This window comes from Evansella clarkii (assembly GCF_002019695.1).
GTDB lineage: Bacteria > Bacillota > Bacilli > Bacillales > Salisediminibacteriaceae > Evansella > Evansella clarkii.
The window spans coordinates 1,212,953-1,227,735 of sequence record NZ_KV917376.1 but is presented as its reverse complement, the minus strand read 5'-3'; the positions used below and the strand labels follow the sequence as shown (position 1 = coordinate 1,227,735).

General features: G+C 43.0%; 13 protein-coding genes. 3 read left to right on the top strand and 10 right to left on the bottom strand.

Features of this window, described 5'->3' with window-relative positions; genetic code table 11:
• Positions 1–35: 35 nt before the first annotated feature.
• From argF to BK582_RS05790, 4 genes are all read right to left on the bottom strand, one after another.
• Positions 36–1,016: an ornithine carbamoyltransferase gene (gene argF / locus BK582_RS05805; protein WP_078593400.1), complete on the bottom strand. Its 981-nt coding sequence runs from the start codon at positions 1,014–1,016 to the stop codon at positions 36–38.
• 289 nt (positions 1,017–1,305) lie between these two features.
• Positions 1,306–4,548: a carbamoyl-phosphate synthase (glutamine-hydrolyzing) large subunit gene (gene carB, locus BK582_RS05800; protein ID WP_078593399.1), complete on the bottom strand. Its 3,243-nt coding sequence runs from the start codon at positions 4,546–4,548 to the stop codon at positions 1,306–1,308.
• The gene (locus BK582_RS05795; protein WP_078593398.1) at positions 4,535–5,620 is read right to left on the bottom strand and encodes a carbamoyl phosphate synthase small subunit; all 1,086 of its coding nucleotides are present in this window, start codon (positions 5,618–5,620) and stop codon (positions 4,535–4,537) included. Before BK582_RS05795 ends, carB begins: the two co-directional genes overlap by 14 nt.
• Before the next feature lie 250 nt (positions 5,621–5,870).
• Entirely contained in the window at positions 5,871–6,446 is a 576-nt protein-coding gene (locus BK582_RS05790; RefSeq protein ID WP_078593397.1) for a GNAT family N-acetyltransferase, read from the bottom strand.
• Positions 6,447–6,589: 143 nt separating this feature from the next.
• Between BK582_RS05790 and BK582_RS05785 the strand changes: the two genes are divergently transcribed.
• Together BK582_RS05785 and BK582_RS05780 are read left to right on the top strand one after the other, a co-directional pair.
• Positions 6,590–6,775: an H-type small acid-soluble spore protein gene (locus tag BK582_RS05785; protein WP_078593396.1), complete on the top strand. Its 186-nt coding sequence runs from the start codon at positions 6,590–6,592 to the stop codon at positions 6,773–6,775.
• 14 nt (positions 6,776–6,789) lie between these two features.
• On the top strand, positions 6,790–6,969 hold the full coding sequence (locus BK582_RS05780) for an H-type small acid-soluble spore protein (RefSeq protein WP_078593395.1): 180 nt from the start codon (positions 6,790–6,792) through the stop codon (positions 6,967–6,969).
• Positions 6,970–7,011: 42 nt separating this feature from the next.
• Here BK582_RS05780 and BK582_RS05775 read toward each other — a convergent pair whose 3' ends face one another.
• Positions 7,012–7,875, bottom strand: coding sequence for a LysM peptidoglycan-binding domain-containing protein (locus tag BK582_RS05775; RefSeq protein ID WP_078593394.1), 864 nt, complete (start codon positions 7,873–7,875; stop codon positions 7,012–7,014).
• A 238-nt stretch (positions 7,876–8,113) separates the two neighbouring features.
• On the opposite strand from BK582_RS05775, the gene BK582_RS05770 reads away from it, so the two are divergent.
• On the top strand, positions 8,114–9,439 hold the full coding sequence (locus BK582_RS05770; protein WP_078593393.1) for a DUF2254 domain-containing protein: 1,326 nt from the start codon (positions 8,114–8,116) through the stop codon (positions 9,437–9,439).
• A 504-nt stretch (positions 9,440–9,943) separates the two neighbouring features.
• On the opposite strand, the gene BK582_RS05765 is transcribed toward BK582_RS05770, so the two are convergent.
• The 5 genes from BK582_RS05765 to BK582_RS05745 form a co-directional block, all read right to left on the bottom strand.
• Positions 9,944–10,549 carry a DNA-3-methyladenine glycosylase gene (locus tag BK582_RS05765; RefSeq protein ID WP_078593392.1) on the bottom strand — a complete coding sequence of 202 codons (606 nt, stop codon included), beginning with the start codon at positions 10,547–10,549 and terminating at the stop codon, positions 9,944–9,946.
• Positions 10,550–10,583: 34 nt separating this feature from the next.
• A complete protein-coding gene (locus tag BK582_RS05760; protein WP_078593391.1) occupies positions 10,584–11,507 on the bottom strand; it encodes a type II secretion system F family protein in 924 nt (307 codons plus the stop codon).
• Positions 11,508–11,510: 3 nt separating this feature from the next.
• Positions 11,511–12,485 carry a type II secretion system F family protein gene (locus tag BK582_RS05755; RefSeq protein ID WP_078593390.1) on the bottom strand — a complete coding sequence of 325 codons (975 nt, stop codon included), beginning with the start codon at positions 12,483–12,485 and terminating at the stop codon, positions 11,511–11,513.
• 5 nt (positions 12,486–12,490) lie between these two features.
• Positions 12,491–13,801: a TadA family conjugal transfer-associated ATPase gene (locus tag BK582_RS05750; RefSeq protein ID WP_420841244.1), complete on the bottom strand. Its 1,311-nt coding sequence runs from the start codon at positions 13,799–13,801 to the stop codon at positions 12,491–12,493.
• Between the two features lie 134 nt (positions 13,802–13,935).
• A complete protein-coding gene (locus BK582_RS05745; RefSeq protein ID WP_078593388.1) occupies positions 13,936–14,769 on the bottom strand; it encodes a CpaE/TadZ family protein in 834 nt (277 codons plus the stop codon).
• Between the last annotated feature and the right edge of the window lie 14 nt (positions 14,770–14,783).

Sequence of the window (14,783 nt, the reverse complement as noted above, 5' to 3'; positions counted from 1 at the left end):
ATAACGTATTTTTATGCATGTTTGTCAATAAAAAATTATAAATTCATTAAATTTTTCATTAATGCCTTTTGGGCATGGAGTCTGTTTTCTGCTTCATCAAAGACGACAGAGTGCATTCCATCAAGGATTTCAGCGGTTACTTCCTCACCTCGGTGAGCAGGAAGGCAATGGAGAAAAATAAATCCTGCATCCGCTTTACTGCATAATGACTGATTAACCTGATAGTCTTTGAATGCTTTTATACGTTTTTCCTGTTCTTCCTCCTGGCCCATACTTGCCCACACGTCAGTTACTATCACATCGGCCCCTTCTGCGGCTTTGGAAGGGTTGTAAGTAAATTCAACACTGCCTCCTTGCTGATTGGCAGTTACACTGGCATTGTCATAAATATTTCCGTCTGGTTCGTATCCTTCAGGGCTTACGACTGTAATGTTCATTCCTGTTACCGCCGCTCCCTCAAGGAGTGAATGGCACATGTTATTATTACCATCGCCGATATAACAAATATTCAGGCATGACAGCTTTCCTTTATATTCTTTAATAGTCATTAAGTCTGCCAGCACCTGGGCTGGATGGTGTAAATCAGTAAGGCCGTTTATAACCGGAATCGATGCATGCTTTGCAAATTCCTCGATACTTTCATGGGCAAAAGTACGGATCATCAGTCCGTCAACATACCTTGACAATACCTTGGCAGTGTCTTCAATTGGCTCCCCTCTGCCAAGCTGGATATCTTTTGAACTGAGAAATATGGCGTTTCCTCCAAGCTGAAGCATGCCAACTTCAAAAGAGACACGGGTTCTTGTAGAGGATTTTTCAAAGATCATTCCGAGGGTTTTTCCCGCCAGATGAGGATGCGGCACCCCTTCCTTTTGCTGCTTTTTTAATTCAATTGCTTCGTCGATGAGAAAATTAATTTCTTCGCTGGTGAAATCAGCAATGGTAAGGAAGTCCTTCCCTGCCAGACTCTTAACTGATACTGCGTTATGGTTTTTAAAACTTTTTACTGTTGCCATACTCCCACTCCTCTTTAATTATTGGTTATGTCAAACTATACTGTTGATTTTCGTTAAAAGACACTCGCTTGCCTCGGGCATTGCTTCAGCTACCTCGGAACCTAAAAGGCTTCCGAGGGGATCTTCAGCTAATGCTATTCCCGACCGGCAAGAGCATCACTACTACGCAATTACATCGATTTGTCTCGACGGATGCTCTTCGAAGCTACGCTCGAAGAGGAAGAGACAGTCTCGCGCTTTTATCTGCAAATCACTTGCTTATAAAAATCAACATTCAGCTCCAACAGAACTAATTAGTTATTAACCTTCCTGCATATTCATTAAGTGCTCTAGGGGTGCCGTTCATGTCTCCGTTAATACTGCCCAGTTGGCTTATGACAGGTTCAAGTGCCTGCAGACTCGTAAAGCAGGGGATTTGGTACTTTACTGCTAATTCTCTTAAAGTAAATCCTGCTTTATTTTGTACTCGCCCCTGGGTAGGAATATTGATTACAAGATCAAGCTCTCCGGTTTTAAAAAGCTCCTCCAGATCTTCCTGCTGTTTACTGACTGCCAGTGCATTAAACCCATTGACCTTTAAAAATTCTGCCGTTCCTTCTGTTGCAACAAGTTCAAATTCGTTGTCAGCGAATTTTTCTATGAGGGGAAGGCTTTCCAGCTTTGCTCCGTCAGTAATTGTACAGAAAACCCGTTTTAGTCCTCCTGTACCGGCTAACTCCTTAGATATGCCAGCGAGTGATTTTTGCAGTGCTTCTTCCTTTGTAAAACCAAGCGCGAGAACTTCCCCCGTTGATTTCATCTCCGGCCCTGCAACATGATCAACACCTTTCAGTTTGCCAGCCGAGTAAACTGGCACTTTTACAGAATAAAAATCCGGTTCCGGCAAGAGTCCTGTATCACCTGTAATCTCACTTAGCTTTTCACCCAGCTGGACTCTCACGGACCAGTCGATCATCGGTATGCCAGTTAATTTACTGATAATAGGCACCGTTCTGGACGCACGGGGATTTACTTCAAGAACGTACACCGTCTCCTCATATACAACAAACTGAATATTTATCATTCCTTTTACAGCTGCTTCTTCCGCGATTTTTTCTGCATAGCTTACAAGCTTGTTTTTCGTCTCCAAGGTAATGGACAGTGGCGGGTAAAATGCCGTACTGTCTCCGGAATGAACACCTGCTTTTTCCAGGTGTTCGAATATTCCAGGTACAACGATCGTCTCTCCATCACTGATAACATCCATTTCACATTCCATTCCCGGCAAAAACTGATCTACAAGTACCGGCCAGGAACGTTCATCGTTTTCTGCAGTTATTCTTTCAATATATTGCTTCAGCTCCTCTTGGTTGCTGCAAACAAACATTGACTGCCCGCCAATCACATAAGACGGGCGTACGAGAACCGGATAACCCAGCTCAGCAGCTGTTTTATACAACGAGGCAGGCTCTTTCACTGTTTCACCTGCTATGTGGGGAATATTCAGATTGTTAAGCAACTGATAGAATTTCTCTCTGTCTTCCAGCTCGTCAATACTTTGCAGAGACGTTCCAAGAAGCTGGATTCCTTCTTCTGCGAGCTGCTCTGCCACGTTAATAGCTGTCTGGCCCCCAAACTGGATTAAAGCTCCTTCCACTTGTTCCTTTTCCGCTACTGCTAAAATATCCTCCGCTGCCAGTGGCTCGAAGTATAATCTGTCAGCCACAGAATAATCGGTGCTTACCGTTTCCGGATTATTATTTATTACTATTGCTTCATAACCTGCCTTCTTTAATGCTTCTGCAGCATGCACCGAGCAGTAATCAAACTCAACTCCCTGTCCGATACGGATTGGCCCTGAACCAATAACGAGCACTTTCTTTGAAGTTTGGTTCGTTTCTGCCTCGTCAGCCCCATGCCAGGTTGAGTAAAAATAAGGTGTTTCCGCATCAAACTCGGCAGCACATGTGTCCACAAGTTTGTAGCTTCGTTTCATTCCGGCCGATTTCAGGAAAGTCCGAACTTCTTTTTCTTTCACTTGAAAAATACGGCTCAACAGCTTATCACTTATATTCATTTTCTTCGCTGTTTTAATCAGATCAAGAGGCACTTCCTCCAGTGAACTGAATTCCGCCAGGGCTATTTCACAGTCGATAATCCGTTTAATTTTCCATAGGAACCATTTATCGATGCTGGTCGCCTCGTGAACCGTATCAAGAGAAATTTTCCGGTAAAAAGCTTCAGCCAGCTCATATATGCGTAAATCTGTCGGCACGGAAAGCCGGGCCAGTAAATCCTCATTTGTAAGAACGCTTAAGTTATCCAGCTTCATGCTGTGTCCGTTGTTCACTTCAAGGGAACGGACCGCTTTATTAAAGGCTCCTTCAAATGAACGGTCAATTGCCATAACTTCCCCTGTTGCCTTCATTTGGGTGCCTAACGTCCGGTCACCTTCACTGAATTTATCAAAAGGAAACCTCGGGAGCTTCACAACGACGTAATCAAGAGCCGGCTCAAAGGAAGCGAATGTATTCCCCGTGACAGGATTGATAATTTCATCCAGGTGGTAGCCAATCGCGCACTTTGCGGCAATTCTCGCTATCGGGTACCCTGTCGCTTTAGAAGCAAGAGCTGATGAGCGGCTGACCCGTGGGTTTACCTCAATAATAAAATACTGATCAGAATCAGGATTTAAAGCGAACTGAATGTTACATCCACCTACTACATCGAGAGCCCGGATTACTTTCAGTGAAGCATTCCGGAGCATCTGATACTGGCTGTCAGTCAGTGTCTGGGAAGGTGCAGTAACGATCGAGTCTCCTGTATGGACGCCCACAGGGTCCATATTTTCCATATTGCATACAATCGTGCACGTATCATTTACGTCTCTCATCACCTCATACTCGATTTCTTTCCAGCCTTTTATGCTTTTTTCTACAAGCACCTGGCCGATGGGGCTTGCGCCAAGCCCTCGCTTTAAAACTGCCAGATACTCTTCGTCATTACCTGCAAAACCCCCGCCTGCGCCGCCAAGTGTATAAGCAGGGCGAATGATAACCGGGTAGCCTGTTTTCCTGACGAATTCCATGCCTTCCTGGATATTCTCGACAATTTCAGAATCAGGGACAGGCTCGCCTATTTCCAGCATCAGGCTGCGGAATTTTTCTCTGTCCTCTCCCTTTTGAATGGATTCTGCTGAAGTGCCCAGCAGCTTCACTCTGTTTTTTGCCAGTATCCCTTTTTCATACAGCTGTACAGTTAAATTAAGCCCTGTCTGGCCCCCGAGAGATCCGATCAGGCCATCAGGTTTTTCTTTTTTAATAATTCTTTCTATCGTTTCAATAGTGAGTGGTTCCATGTATACCTTGCTGGCAACAGACTCGTCGGTCATGATTGTCGCCGGGTTGTTATTCACTAGAAGGACCTCGATTCCTTCCTCCTTTAATGCCAGACAGGCCTGTGTCCCGGCATAATCAAATTCTGCTGCCTGGCCAATAACAATCGGCCCGGAACCAATAACGAGGACTTTTTTTATGTCGTTATACTTTGGCATATACCTTCCCCCTGGATGCTTCTGCATGCATGATAAACTCGTCAAAAATGAATGCTGTATCACTTGGTCCAGGATGGGCTTCCGGATGGAACTGAACGGTCTGTACAGGCAGTGATTTATGTTTTAATCCTTCGATTGTCTGGTCATTTACATTGGTGTAAAGTATGGAGAATTCGTTTGTATTTACTGATTCATTGATTACTGTGTAACCATGGTTCTGGGAAGTAATAAATACTTTCCCGGTATGGTGATTTTTTACCGGATGGTTGCCGCCCCTGTGCCCGTAGTCCAGTTTTTTCGTTTTTGAGCCGAAAGCCAGGGCGATCAGCTGGTGGCCGAGACATATACCGAGTGAGGGGTATGCGGATGCGATTTTTTTATATTCTGAAGCCCAGGCATTCAGCTTCGCAGGGTCTCCTGGCCCGTTGCTGAAAATAATGCCGTCTGGATTTGTTTGCTGGATTTGCTTATACGTATAGTTATAAGGGACGATGGTTACTGAGCATCCTTTTGCAAGCAGTGCATGCAGAATTGACTTTTTATAGCCAAAATCCATAAGAACAATGTGCGGCCCATGATTTTCAAATGCAGCGGGTTCCTTTACAGATACCTGATCTACCAGAAATTCATCTCCACTTTTTTGCAAGGAATGTTTAAAATCAAGCTCTTTTGATGCTGTGATAATCCCTCTCACTGTTTTACGTTTTCTGACGGTCCTGACGAGAAGCCTGGTGTCCACTCCTGTCAGACAAGGAACGCCATGTTTATTAAGTTCATCGGTGATAGTCCTGTCCGCCTTGTAGTGGCTTGGTTCTTCACATAATTCACCAGTAATTACTCCCCGTGCGGCTATAGTAAAGCTTTCATGGTCGTTGTCGTTTAATCCGTAATTCCCAATCAAAGGGTAGCAGAAGACAATTATCTGCCCCGCATAAGAAGGGTCTGTCAGAATTTCCTGATAACCAGTCATGCTTGTATTGAATACAACCTCTCCTGCTGTAAAATCAGCATCTGCAGCAAGTTCGCCTTCAAAAATTTCTCCTGATTCCAGGTGCAAGTAGCCCTTTTTCAACCGTTACCCCTCCTTCAGTAGATGTATAGTTTATTCATGCTTATAAAGCGCTATGGTAAACATCCTTATTGCTGACTCCCCTTAACCCGTGGCAAGTCTGGATATCCTATTTCTTCCTACATCCTGTTGGTAGATTATTATACTCTCGTATGAATTTTTATTCAATATCATTTTAAAAATTTTTATTTTTATTTTCCAAAAAAAAAGCCTCACAGCACAAAATGCTGTAAGGCTTTTGAAATAGCGCAGTTTATTTTTGGTTACATAATTTTTCATATTCCTGACGCAGCAGCGAATAAACAATGGTGTCGTGGAAGTTCTCTCCGTCGAAGTCCGTCTGCCTTAGCTGACCCTCTTTCGTAAAGCCAAACTTATTGAGTAAACGCGCTGAACCATGATTTCCTTCAAAAATATCCCCAACAATTCTATTGAGCTGAAGTTCCTCAAACCCAAAACGAAGAACCTCTCCCATTATTTCTGTCATTACACCGCTTCGCTGATATTCCTCCCTGATAATAGCTCCAAGTTCCGCTTTTTTATGCCATAAGTGCAACTTATGAAGCCGGAACATACCGATGATTTCGTTTGTTTCTTTATGTGTGATCACCCATGGTATTTCTTTAGAATCTGCATAATTATGTAGACTCGCCTTAATATCACATTGCAGCTTTTCTTCCGTATCAACAGGATGAGGAGTAATGAACCTCATTGTCTTCCTGTCTGACATAAAAGGAAACAGTTCCTTTGCATCCTCTTCTTTTATCCCCCTCAGTATGTATCTTCCTGTTTCTAAACGAGGGATCTTCCCTGCCTGCCAGTTGCTCATCCTCCAACCCTCTCCTTGCGTTTATTAATTCCACATGTACCTTCTACACAATATGGAAATATATCCTGCATTTATTTTAATAACAATGGCTCGTTACGTAAAAAATTATAAAGAATACAGTCTAGATGAAGGAGGCAGGAAAAATGGACAGGGACAGAGTCCAGGAGATCATTGATTCTCCTGTAATGGTAAATGTTAATTACCACGGCTTCCCGATTTATATACAGGAAGTGCTTGATGACCAGGATATGGCCAGAGTTTTCCCCCTCGATAATATGGACCACGAGCAGATTGTCGACTTAAACGGTCTGAGGGAACATCACCTGTAAAAGGAGGTTTTAAAATGAACCGCATGCGTGCAAAAGAAATTTCTGAATCACCGGATACGATTAAGGTTACTTACCAGGGGACCCCCGTTTATATTCAGCATGTTAATGATGATAGTGAGACTGCCCGCGTCTTTCCTCTGGACGAACCAGAAAAAGAGCAGGAAGTTCAGCTCGCACACTTGATTGAGGATTAACTTCTTTAAAATAACCGGGCAAGTAACTGCCCGGTTATTTCTTTAGTCCTCTTCATAAGAGACGAGAGATGGCCTCCCTGTTTTTTCATAGGTTATTTTAACTTCTTCTCCTCTCATTTTTTCAAACTTTTCCGCTTCTCCATAACCGACTTTCAGGACGATAGGCTCACCGTTCACTTGAAATTCCACGGAATGGCTGTCAGCAGCGCCCACAACTGAAGCTTCTTCTGTCACTGTTTCTGCCTTACCTGTCATGAGTTCCTGACCAATATAAATCGTTGTTCCGCTAATCCCATTAATTTGCTGTAAATCTTTAACTGTGGTGTTATAACGACTGGAAATATTCCAAAGTGTGTCGCCTTTCTGTACAGTATAAACAGCAGCATCTGTTCCTGACCTTACAACAGCCTTATCTGCCTCTGTTCCTGTTTGCTGTCCGGAGCCAACTTTAAGTGTCTGGCCTGGGTAAATTAATGTGGAAGAAAGTCCGTTTTCAGTCTGGATTTCCTCTACAGTAGTCCCAAACCTTCCGGCTATCGAAAATAATGTATCTCCCGCTGACACTCTGTACTCCGTTCCTTCCGTTCTACTCTGGTTATCCTGTAAATTACTGCCTGACAATTGCAGAGTCTGGCCGGATATAATTAAATCACTTCTCAATCCATTTACTTCTTTAAGAGCTGATACTGATGTACCATGCTGGTTTGCTATAGAAAAAAGTGTATCCCCAGCCTGCACAGTATAAGTGTTTCCATCAGCTTTTACAGAGAATGCTGCGGGAAAAATTCCTGCAGCTGCAATTACCGCCCCCAGAAAAACAGGCAGGATTTTTGTGGTCCATGCAGTGTGATGCTTCTTCTTTATTGACAATTTTGTTAACCGAGGTACTTCTTTCAATAAATTCATATAGTATTTTCCCCCTTGATTTTTTACTGTCTTATTACTTTTATTACCGTTTTGTTACATGACGAAGAGTGTTTTTCCGTATCACAACTAAATTAATTAAAAAACAGGTAAAAAGCCTCGCATTTATTCCTGTAATTTTCCAGATTATGCGACATGTAACAAAATGTATAACAAAGATAATTACTCAAACAATAAGTACAGTAAAATGTGAATTTGTTTTTGTTGGGGGAAAGGGCACATGACTCCTGTAAAATATTTATACATGATCAAAACCAGCTTCTGGTATATTCCCTCCATATACAGCATTTCTGCTGTTGCTTTTTCTGTACTCAGCCTGCGCATCGAAGCATATTTCATGCAGGCTGAGAACTTTTATTTTGCGATACCTTCTCTTCTCCTTACTGATATAAATCTGGCGCATACCATTTTAAGTTCAATATCCGCCTCGCTGCTAACTATGACCACGATTACTTTTTCTACCATACTCGTGGTACTCACTACCTTTCTTTCTGAGTTTTCGCCAAGGACTATTCAGAACTTTATTACCGACAGAAAAACCCAGCATGTACTTGGTATCTTTGCCGGAGGCTTCATATATTCCATACTCCTTCTCTTGTTTTTAAGGGAAACTGAGCCTGGATCCCTTTTTCTCGTTCCATCTTTTGCTGTATTTTTTGCTATTTTGTGCCTGCTTGTATTCGTCTACTTTATCCACCATGCTTCCACCTGGATTCAGGTAAGCAACCTGATTCACTATATAACGATTACTACTATGAAAAAAATTGATTCGGATTTCAGAGATAAGGAAGGCGTGCATGCTGATGCCCCATGGGAAGACTGGGAAAGCGAAGAAATAAAGCATATAAATCCGAAAAAGATCCATCTCAGGGAAACTGGCTATATAAAACATATTGATGTGGAAGGGATGATCGAACAGGCGGTAAAAGACAATTGTATTATCAGAGTGGAGAAAAAACTGAGTGAGTACGTGGATCAGTCCACCCCTGTACTTTCCCTGTGGTCAATGGGCAATCATAAACAGATTGGCAGCTATCATCGCTTTATCGCTGTAGGGCCGAATAAGAGCCCTGTAGATGATATGGAATTCGGAATTACTAAATTAGTGGAAATTGCTTTACGGGCATTATCCCCAGGGATAAATGATCCAAATACAGCGATTAACTGTATTGAAAACCTCGGAAGGATTATGACAAAGCTGGGCGGGAAATACCTTCCGAAATCGTATCATAATGACCGTGACAGAAACCTTCGCGTCATTCTTGAAAAACCTGATTTCAGTGATTATTTATACCGCTGCTTCTACCAAATAAGGAAATACGGGTTCGAGGACATTTCCGTACTCGCTTCCGGTCTGAAAGCATTAACGATTATAGCTGAAAACAATTCTGAGCATGTAAAAAAAACGGTCTGGGAATTTACAGAGTATATACTTGAGGGGCTTGCTGAGGAAAAAATGCTTACTCTTGATAAAAAATTTATTAATGAACGCCTTGAAGCTCTCGCAAGGGCTGCGGGGCATACAAAATATTTTAAGCCGCTTTGACGGCAGGGCCATTTAGCTTAAATGGGGTAAGACAGGCATGTATTGTGATTAAAGGGGGATTTTGCTGATGCAGTTTTCGTAGGGGCTGGCAACTTTATTTTACTAAGGCCGTGGTGCTGGTTAGCAACCGAATTAATAAATAGACGGAAAAAATCCGCTTAATTCGTTAATATTATTAAAAAACGTGGAAATAGACGGAGTAATTCCTTCTATTAACTCGAAACATTGGAAAAAAGGGGGATTTTGCTTCCCATAACCGGAAAAACTCCCCTTATTTCCCCTCGAAACAGGCTCCAATCTGCATTTAAAAGGAAAATTTCCGTTTATTTTACTTTTCCTGATTACTCAACACATTTAAAGGAAGTGAAGTTGCACATTAAAAAACACGCCAAATAACTATGGCGTGTTTCACTTTAACTATTTAAATACGACTGGCATTTCCGCACGCTTTTTTAAGAGAAGCACCTCAAAACAAGATCCTTTATCCTGTGGCACACCTGCCTTTTAGTCCCTTCTCTTTCGCATCCTGGATACAAAGGGATTTCTTTTTTCCCAGAACCGCCATGGATAATCCCGTGCTTCCCCGCTGTTATCGATTCCAACCCTCGGACCAGCAACTACTTCGTCCGGTGACCTGCCTTCAGCGATATATAACGGCGGCTCATTTAAAGGCCTTCCGTAATCCTCTTTCATTATCCCGAGAGCCTTTGTCAGTTTTCCCGGACCGTTTGTTAAATCGTATAGTTTTTTATCACTGCCTCTCCGGCTGTACATAAGGTCCAGCCCTTCCTGAGGCTCAACCGCACGTATCAGAACCGCTTCCGGGGAATCTTCCGGCCCGCTCACAACATTCACGAGACAGTGAGTATGCATCACATACGTATATGCATGCCCAGGTTCGCCGAACATCACTTCTGTTCTGGCCGTCCTTCTGTTGCCAAAGCTGTGGGCCGCCCTGTCTCCAGGCCCGATGTATGCTTCTGTTTCCACTATAATACCGGAAGCAGTACCTTCCTCTGTTTCTTTAATCAGCAGTTTTCCGATAAGGCTGCGGGCAAGCTCCAGTGTAGGCTGCTGAAAAAAAGAAGGATCGACCGGCTTGTATTTCATAGCCTCGCCTCCTGATCTATTACTAAACAGCGTATTAGAAAATTTCAAAGATCTGAATAATTGCCGGTCCTAATAAAACGATGAATATACAGGGGAAAATAAACATCACAAGAGGGAAAAGCATTTTAATTGGTGCTTTCATCGCCGCTTCTTCTGCCCTCTGCTTTCTTCTGTTTCTGATTTCATTAGCCTGCACATTAAGAACCTGTACCATTCCAATACCAAGCTGTTCCGCCTGAATGATGCTTCCGATAAGAGAGTTCATATCTTCAAGCTCCAGCCTTTGCCTGATTCCTGACAATGCTTCTTTTCTTGTTTTCCCCAGACGCATCTCCTCTAAGCATCTTTGGAATTCTGAAGAAAGCACCCCTTCTTTTTTTGCGGTAACTTTACTTAAAGCTGAATCAAAGCCTAAGCCTGCTTCCATACTTACTGTAAGAAGATCTATAAAGTCAGGCAGAGCTTTCAGAGCCTCTTTATTTCTTGCCTGGGCTTTTTGTTTTAAATAAAATGACGGCAAGTACTTTCCGGCAGCTATACCACCTGCAGCGAACAAGAAAAGTCTTCCAGGCTCGGCATTTATAAAAAAGGCGTATCCTCCTGCCAAAAGAGGCAGCAATACGAGCAGAACGATTTGCACAATCCGGAATTCCACCGGAGTCATCCCGCAAGGACTTCCTGCCTGAAGCAGCTTTTGTTCAAGTATTTCCCGCTTTTCACTCGTTAAATTCTTTTGCAGGCTCTTTCTCGTCTCTTTCCAGAGAGGCTTAATAATCCTGCTGAAAAAAGACATTTTCTTAATCTCTTCTCCTGGGTCTCCCGCAAGGACAGTTTCTTCTGTAGTGTCGTTAAACACCGCAGCCAGCCTGGCGCTTACTTGTTTCTTTTTTTCTTTTTTCAGTATAAGCATCCCGTAAAGGAGCAGCAGAACAGTCAGTCCGTACATCATTACAATCATTGCTTACACCTCGATCGCCGTTATTTTTCTTATAAAGATAAAGCCAATTACACAGGAAACCACCGCCACACACAACAGTATTAATCCAATTGTATTCGTAAACAGCACAGTAATATAATCAGGTTCGATAACGAACAGTAAACCTCCAAGTATGACAGGGAGCAAAGCGACAACCATTCCTGACAGCCGCCCCTGAGCAGTCAGGGTTTTTATCTGGCCCTGGATTTTTATTCTTTCTCGTATCGTATTGGCAATCTGATCAAGCACAGTTGCCAGGTTTCCGCCAACCTGCCGCTGGATTAAAATTGCCTGGACCATTAAGTTTAAGTCCTCGCTGGGCATCCGTTCTTTCAGTTTGTTTAACGAATCTTCAATGGTAACTCCATACTGCATTTCTTTCAAAACCAATTCCATTTCCTCTTTCATTGGCGAAGAAGATTCTTCCGCTACAGATTTTAATGCCTGGGGAAAACTAAATCCTGCTCTGAGCGCCCCTACTATAGTAGAAATCATTTCCGGCAGAGCATCATTAAACTTCTTCAGTCTTACCCGCTGCCGTCGCTTCAGAATCATTTTTGGAATAACTGAACCAATATATGCGCCCAGAGGGATTACTATCAGGTTGCCAACGATCAAATTAAGGATTCCGGCCCCAAGTGCAATAGAGATCCACTTGAACATAATGTATTCTTCTGGTTTCAATGGGACCCCTGCCTGGCTGAGAAGAGTCTCTATGTGCGCCGTTTTATCTTTTTTTGCCAGATATTTTTTCACAGTCTGCTTTACAAAACGAAGTTGCATCGTCCGCTGGAATTTTTTAGGTACCTGAACGGCGGCTTTTTCCACTTCTGTTACGCTTCCTAAATATCTGTTAACACGAGTCTCAGTGAGCTTATTTTTAGAAGAAAAACGCTGTAAAATAAGAAGGAAAAATAATGTTACAGTGAAGAGAAACATTATTATTAAAAGTCCTTTCATTCCCTTCACTCCTCATTATTTATAAATACTCCAGGCTCAATCGTTATCCCCGAATTTTCCAGACGCTCATAAAACTTCGGGCGTACACCTGTAGGTACAAGCTTTCCAATAATTTTCCCGTTTTCATCCCGGCCATTCTGCTCAAAGGTGAATATATCCTGAAGTACGATCACGTCACCTTCCAGTCCCTGCACTTCAGTGATTTTCACAATTTTCCTTGAACCGTCCTTCAACCGGGACTGCTGAATAATAACATCAATAGCTCCCGAGATCTGCTCACGGATGGCTTTTACCGGAAGATCGACCCCTCCTAACAGCACCATTGTTTCAAGACGGGAGATCATATCACGGGGGCTGTTGGAGTGGCCTGTTGCCAGGGAGCCGTCATGACCCGTGTTCATCGCCTGCAGCATGTCCAGTGCTTCCGCTCCACGCACCTCACCAATAACAACGCGGTCAGGACGCATCCGCAGCGAGTTTCTTACTAAATCCCTAATCGTAATCGCACCCTTGCCCTCAATGTTAGGGGGCCTGGATTCCAGAGAAACTACATGATCTTGACCAAGCTGCAGCTCGGCTGCATCTTCAATAGTTACTATTCGCTCATCATTTGGAATAAAGTTGGAAAGAACATTCAATGTTGTCGTCTTACCTGAACCTGTCCCGCCACTGACAAACATGTTCAACCTTGCTTTTACGCAGGCATCGATGAAAATAGCCATTTCCTTCGTCAACGTTCCAAAGCTGACAAGATCGTCGATGACAAAAGGATCGGCAGCGAACTTACGTATTGTAATTGTAGGTCCGTTCAGGGCGAGCGGCGGAATAATTGCATTTACACGGGAACCGTCCGGAAGCCGGGCGTCCACCATTGGGCTGCTTTCATCGATTCTTCTGCCTAAAGGGGCGACGATTTTTTCAATAACATGAAGCACGTGGTCATTATCCCGAAATGTTACATCTGTTAAGACTAGTTTCCCCTTCCTTTCACAGTACACCTGGTCAGGACCGTTCACCATAACCTCTGATACTTCTTCATCAAGGAGCAGAGGATTTATTGGGCCGAAGCCGGTCAGATCATTAATCAGATCGTCCACTACCTGCTTTCGGTCAACGTTAGTCCGAAAAGTCTCGTCCTCTTTAATAATTTCCATTGCCATTTCGTCAATCTTTGGAATAACAGCTTCGATATCTTCTTTATCTTTCATTTCTTCAAGAATCTGTTTATGAAGAATCTTTTTCAATTCTTTTTGTTTATCTGTAGTTTTAATAGGAAGCCCCTTTTTCTTCTGAGGCTGCTCCTTTTTTACTTCCATCCGTTTCGGGGCTGGTCTCGGTACCTTTTTTTCTGTTTCAGTTTCAGGCACTGCTGCTTCTATTTTAACGGCCGCCTGTTGGCCTTCGTTTTTATTCTGTATTCTCGCGAGGAGGCTCATTTACCAACCACTCCTTAATTGCCTGTTGGGATCAGTTTTGTAAAAATAGAGGACTTATTTCCGGAGCCTTGTTTAATTTCCGTTTTTTTCTTTTCATCTGGCGAACTCAGATCCCCCGCCATCTTGAAAACAGCCTTTGCAATGTCTGATTTACTATGTTCTACAGTAAGTGGAACACCGATGTTTATTGACTGGGAAGCCAGCTTAAAGTTATTTGGTATATAATAAGCATTCTTATTCCCCAGCATTTCCGCCGCCTCCTCCGCTTTAAGAAGACTCTCCATGTTATAACGGTTTACGGCAAGCTTTGCTTTTTCTCTCATGCCAAGCTGCTCCATTGTTTCAAGCATAAGCTTCGTATTTTTTAAAGAAGTCATTTCCAGGGTAGTAACAATGAGAATCTGGTCGGCAATCTCCATAATTTCCGCAGTTTCATCCTGGAAACCGAGACATGTGTCAATTACCACATAATCATACTGACTTCTAAGCTGATCAAGGATATTCACAAGCAATTCGTTTGTAATCAGATCGGCATATTCCGGTTTTTCCGGAGAAGACAATACTTTTACTCCGGAAATGTGAGAAGACAAGTATCCCGAAACAGAAATTTCCTGGCCCCTGCCTATTTCTTCAACGATGTCTTTAATTGTAAAAGAAGGCTGGATATCCATCGCCAGGCTCACGTCGCCAAACTGAAGGTCACCGTCAACGATGCAGACGTCCATATTCTTTTTGTTTAAAGCTACAGCGAGGTTCACAGAAAGGAGTGTCTTGCCTATTCCTCCCTTAGCACCACTTACAGCTATAATCTGGCCTTGTTTACTATTTATTGATGGTTGTTCTGCCATAGCGTGCGCCTCCC

Coding starts and splice junctions, on each gene's coding strand:
- BK582_RS05760 (WP_078593391.1), bottom strand. CDS start 11,507: ATGATTGTAATGATGTACGGACTGACTGTTCTGCTGCTCCTTTACGGG.
- argF (WP_078593400.1), bottom strand. CDS start 1,016: ATGGCAACAGTAAAAAGTTTTAAAAACCATAACGCAGTATCAGTTAAG.
- BK582_RS05790 (WP_078593397.1), bottom strand. CDS start 6,446: ATGAGCAACTGGCAGGCAGGGAAGATCCCTCGTTTAGAAACAGGAAGA.
- BK582_RS05770 (WP_078593393.1), top strand. CDS start 8,114: ATGACTCCTGTAAAATATTTATACATGATCAAAACCAGCTTCTGGTAT.
- BK582_RS05755 (WP_078593390.1), bottom strand. CDS start 12,485: ATGAAAGGACTTTTAATAATAATGTTTCTCTTCACTGTAACATTATTT.
- BK582_RS05785 (WP_078593396.1), top strand. CDS start 6,590: ATGGACAGGGACAGAGTCCAGGAGATCATTGATTCTCCTGTAATGGTA.
- carB (WP_078593399.1), bottom strand. CDS start 4,548: ATGCCAAAGTATAACGACATAAAAAAAGTCCTCGTTATTGGTTCCGGG.
- BK582_RS05765 (WP_078593392.1), bottom strand. CDS start 10,549: ATGAAATACAAGCCGGTCGATCCTTCTTTTTTTCAGCAGCCTACACTG.
- BK582_RS05745 (WP_078593388.1), bottom strand. CDS start 14,769: ATGGCAGAACAACCATCAATAAATAGTAAACAAGGCCAGATTATAGCT.
- BK582_RS05750 (WP_420841244.1), bottom strand. CDS start 13,801: ATGGAAGTAAAAAAGGAGCAGCCTCAGAAGAAAAAGGGGCTTCCTATT.
- BK582_RS05780 (WP_078593395.1), top strand. CDS start 6,790: ATGAACCGCATGCGTGCAAAAGAAATTTCTGAATCACCGGATACGATT.
- BK582_RS05775 (WP_078593394.1), bottom strand. CDS start 7,875: ATGAATTTATTGAAAGAAGTACCTCGGTTAACAAAATTGTCAATAAAG.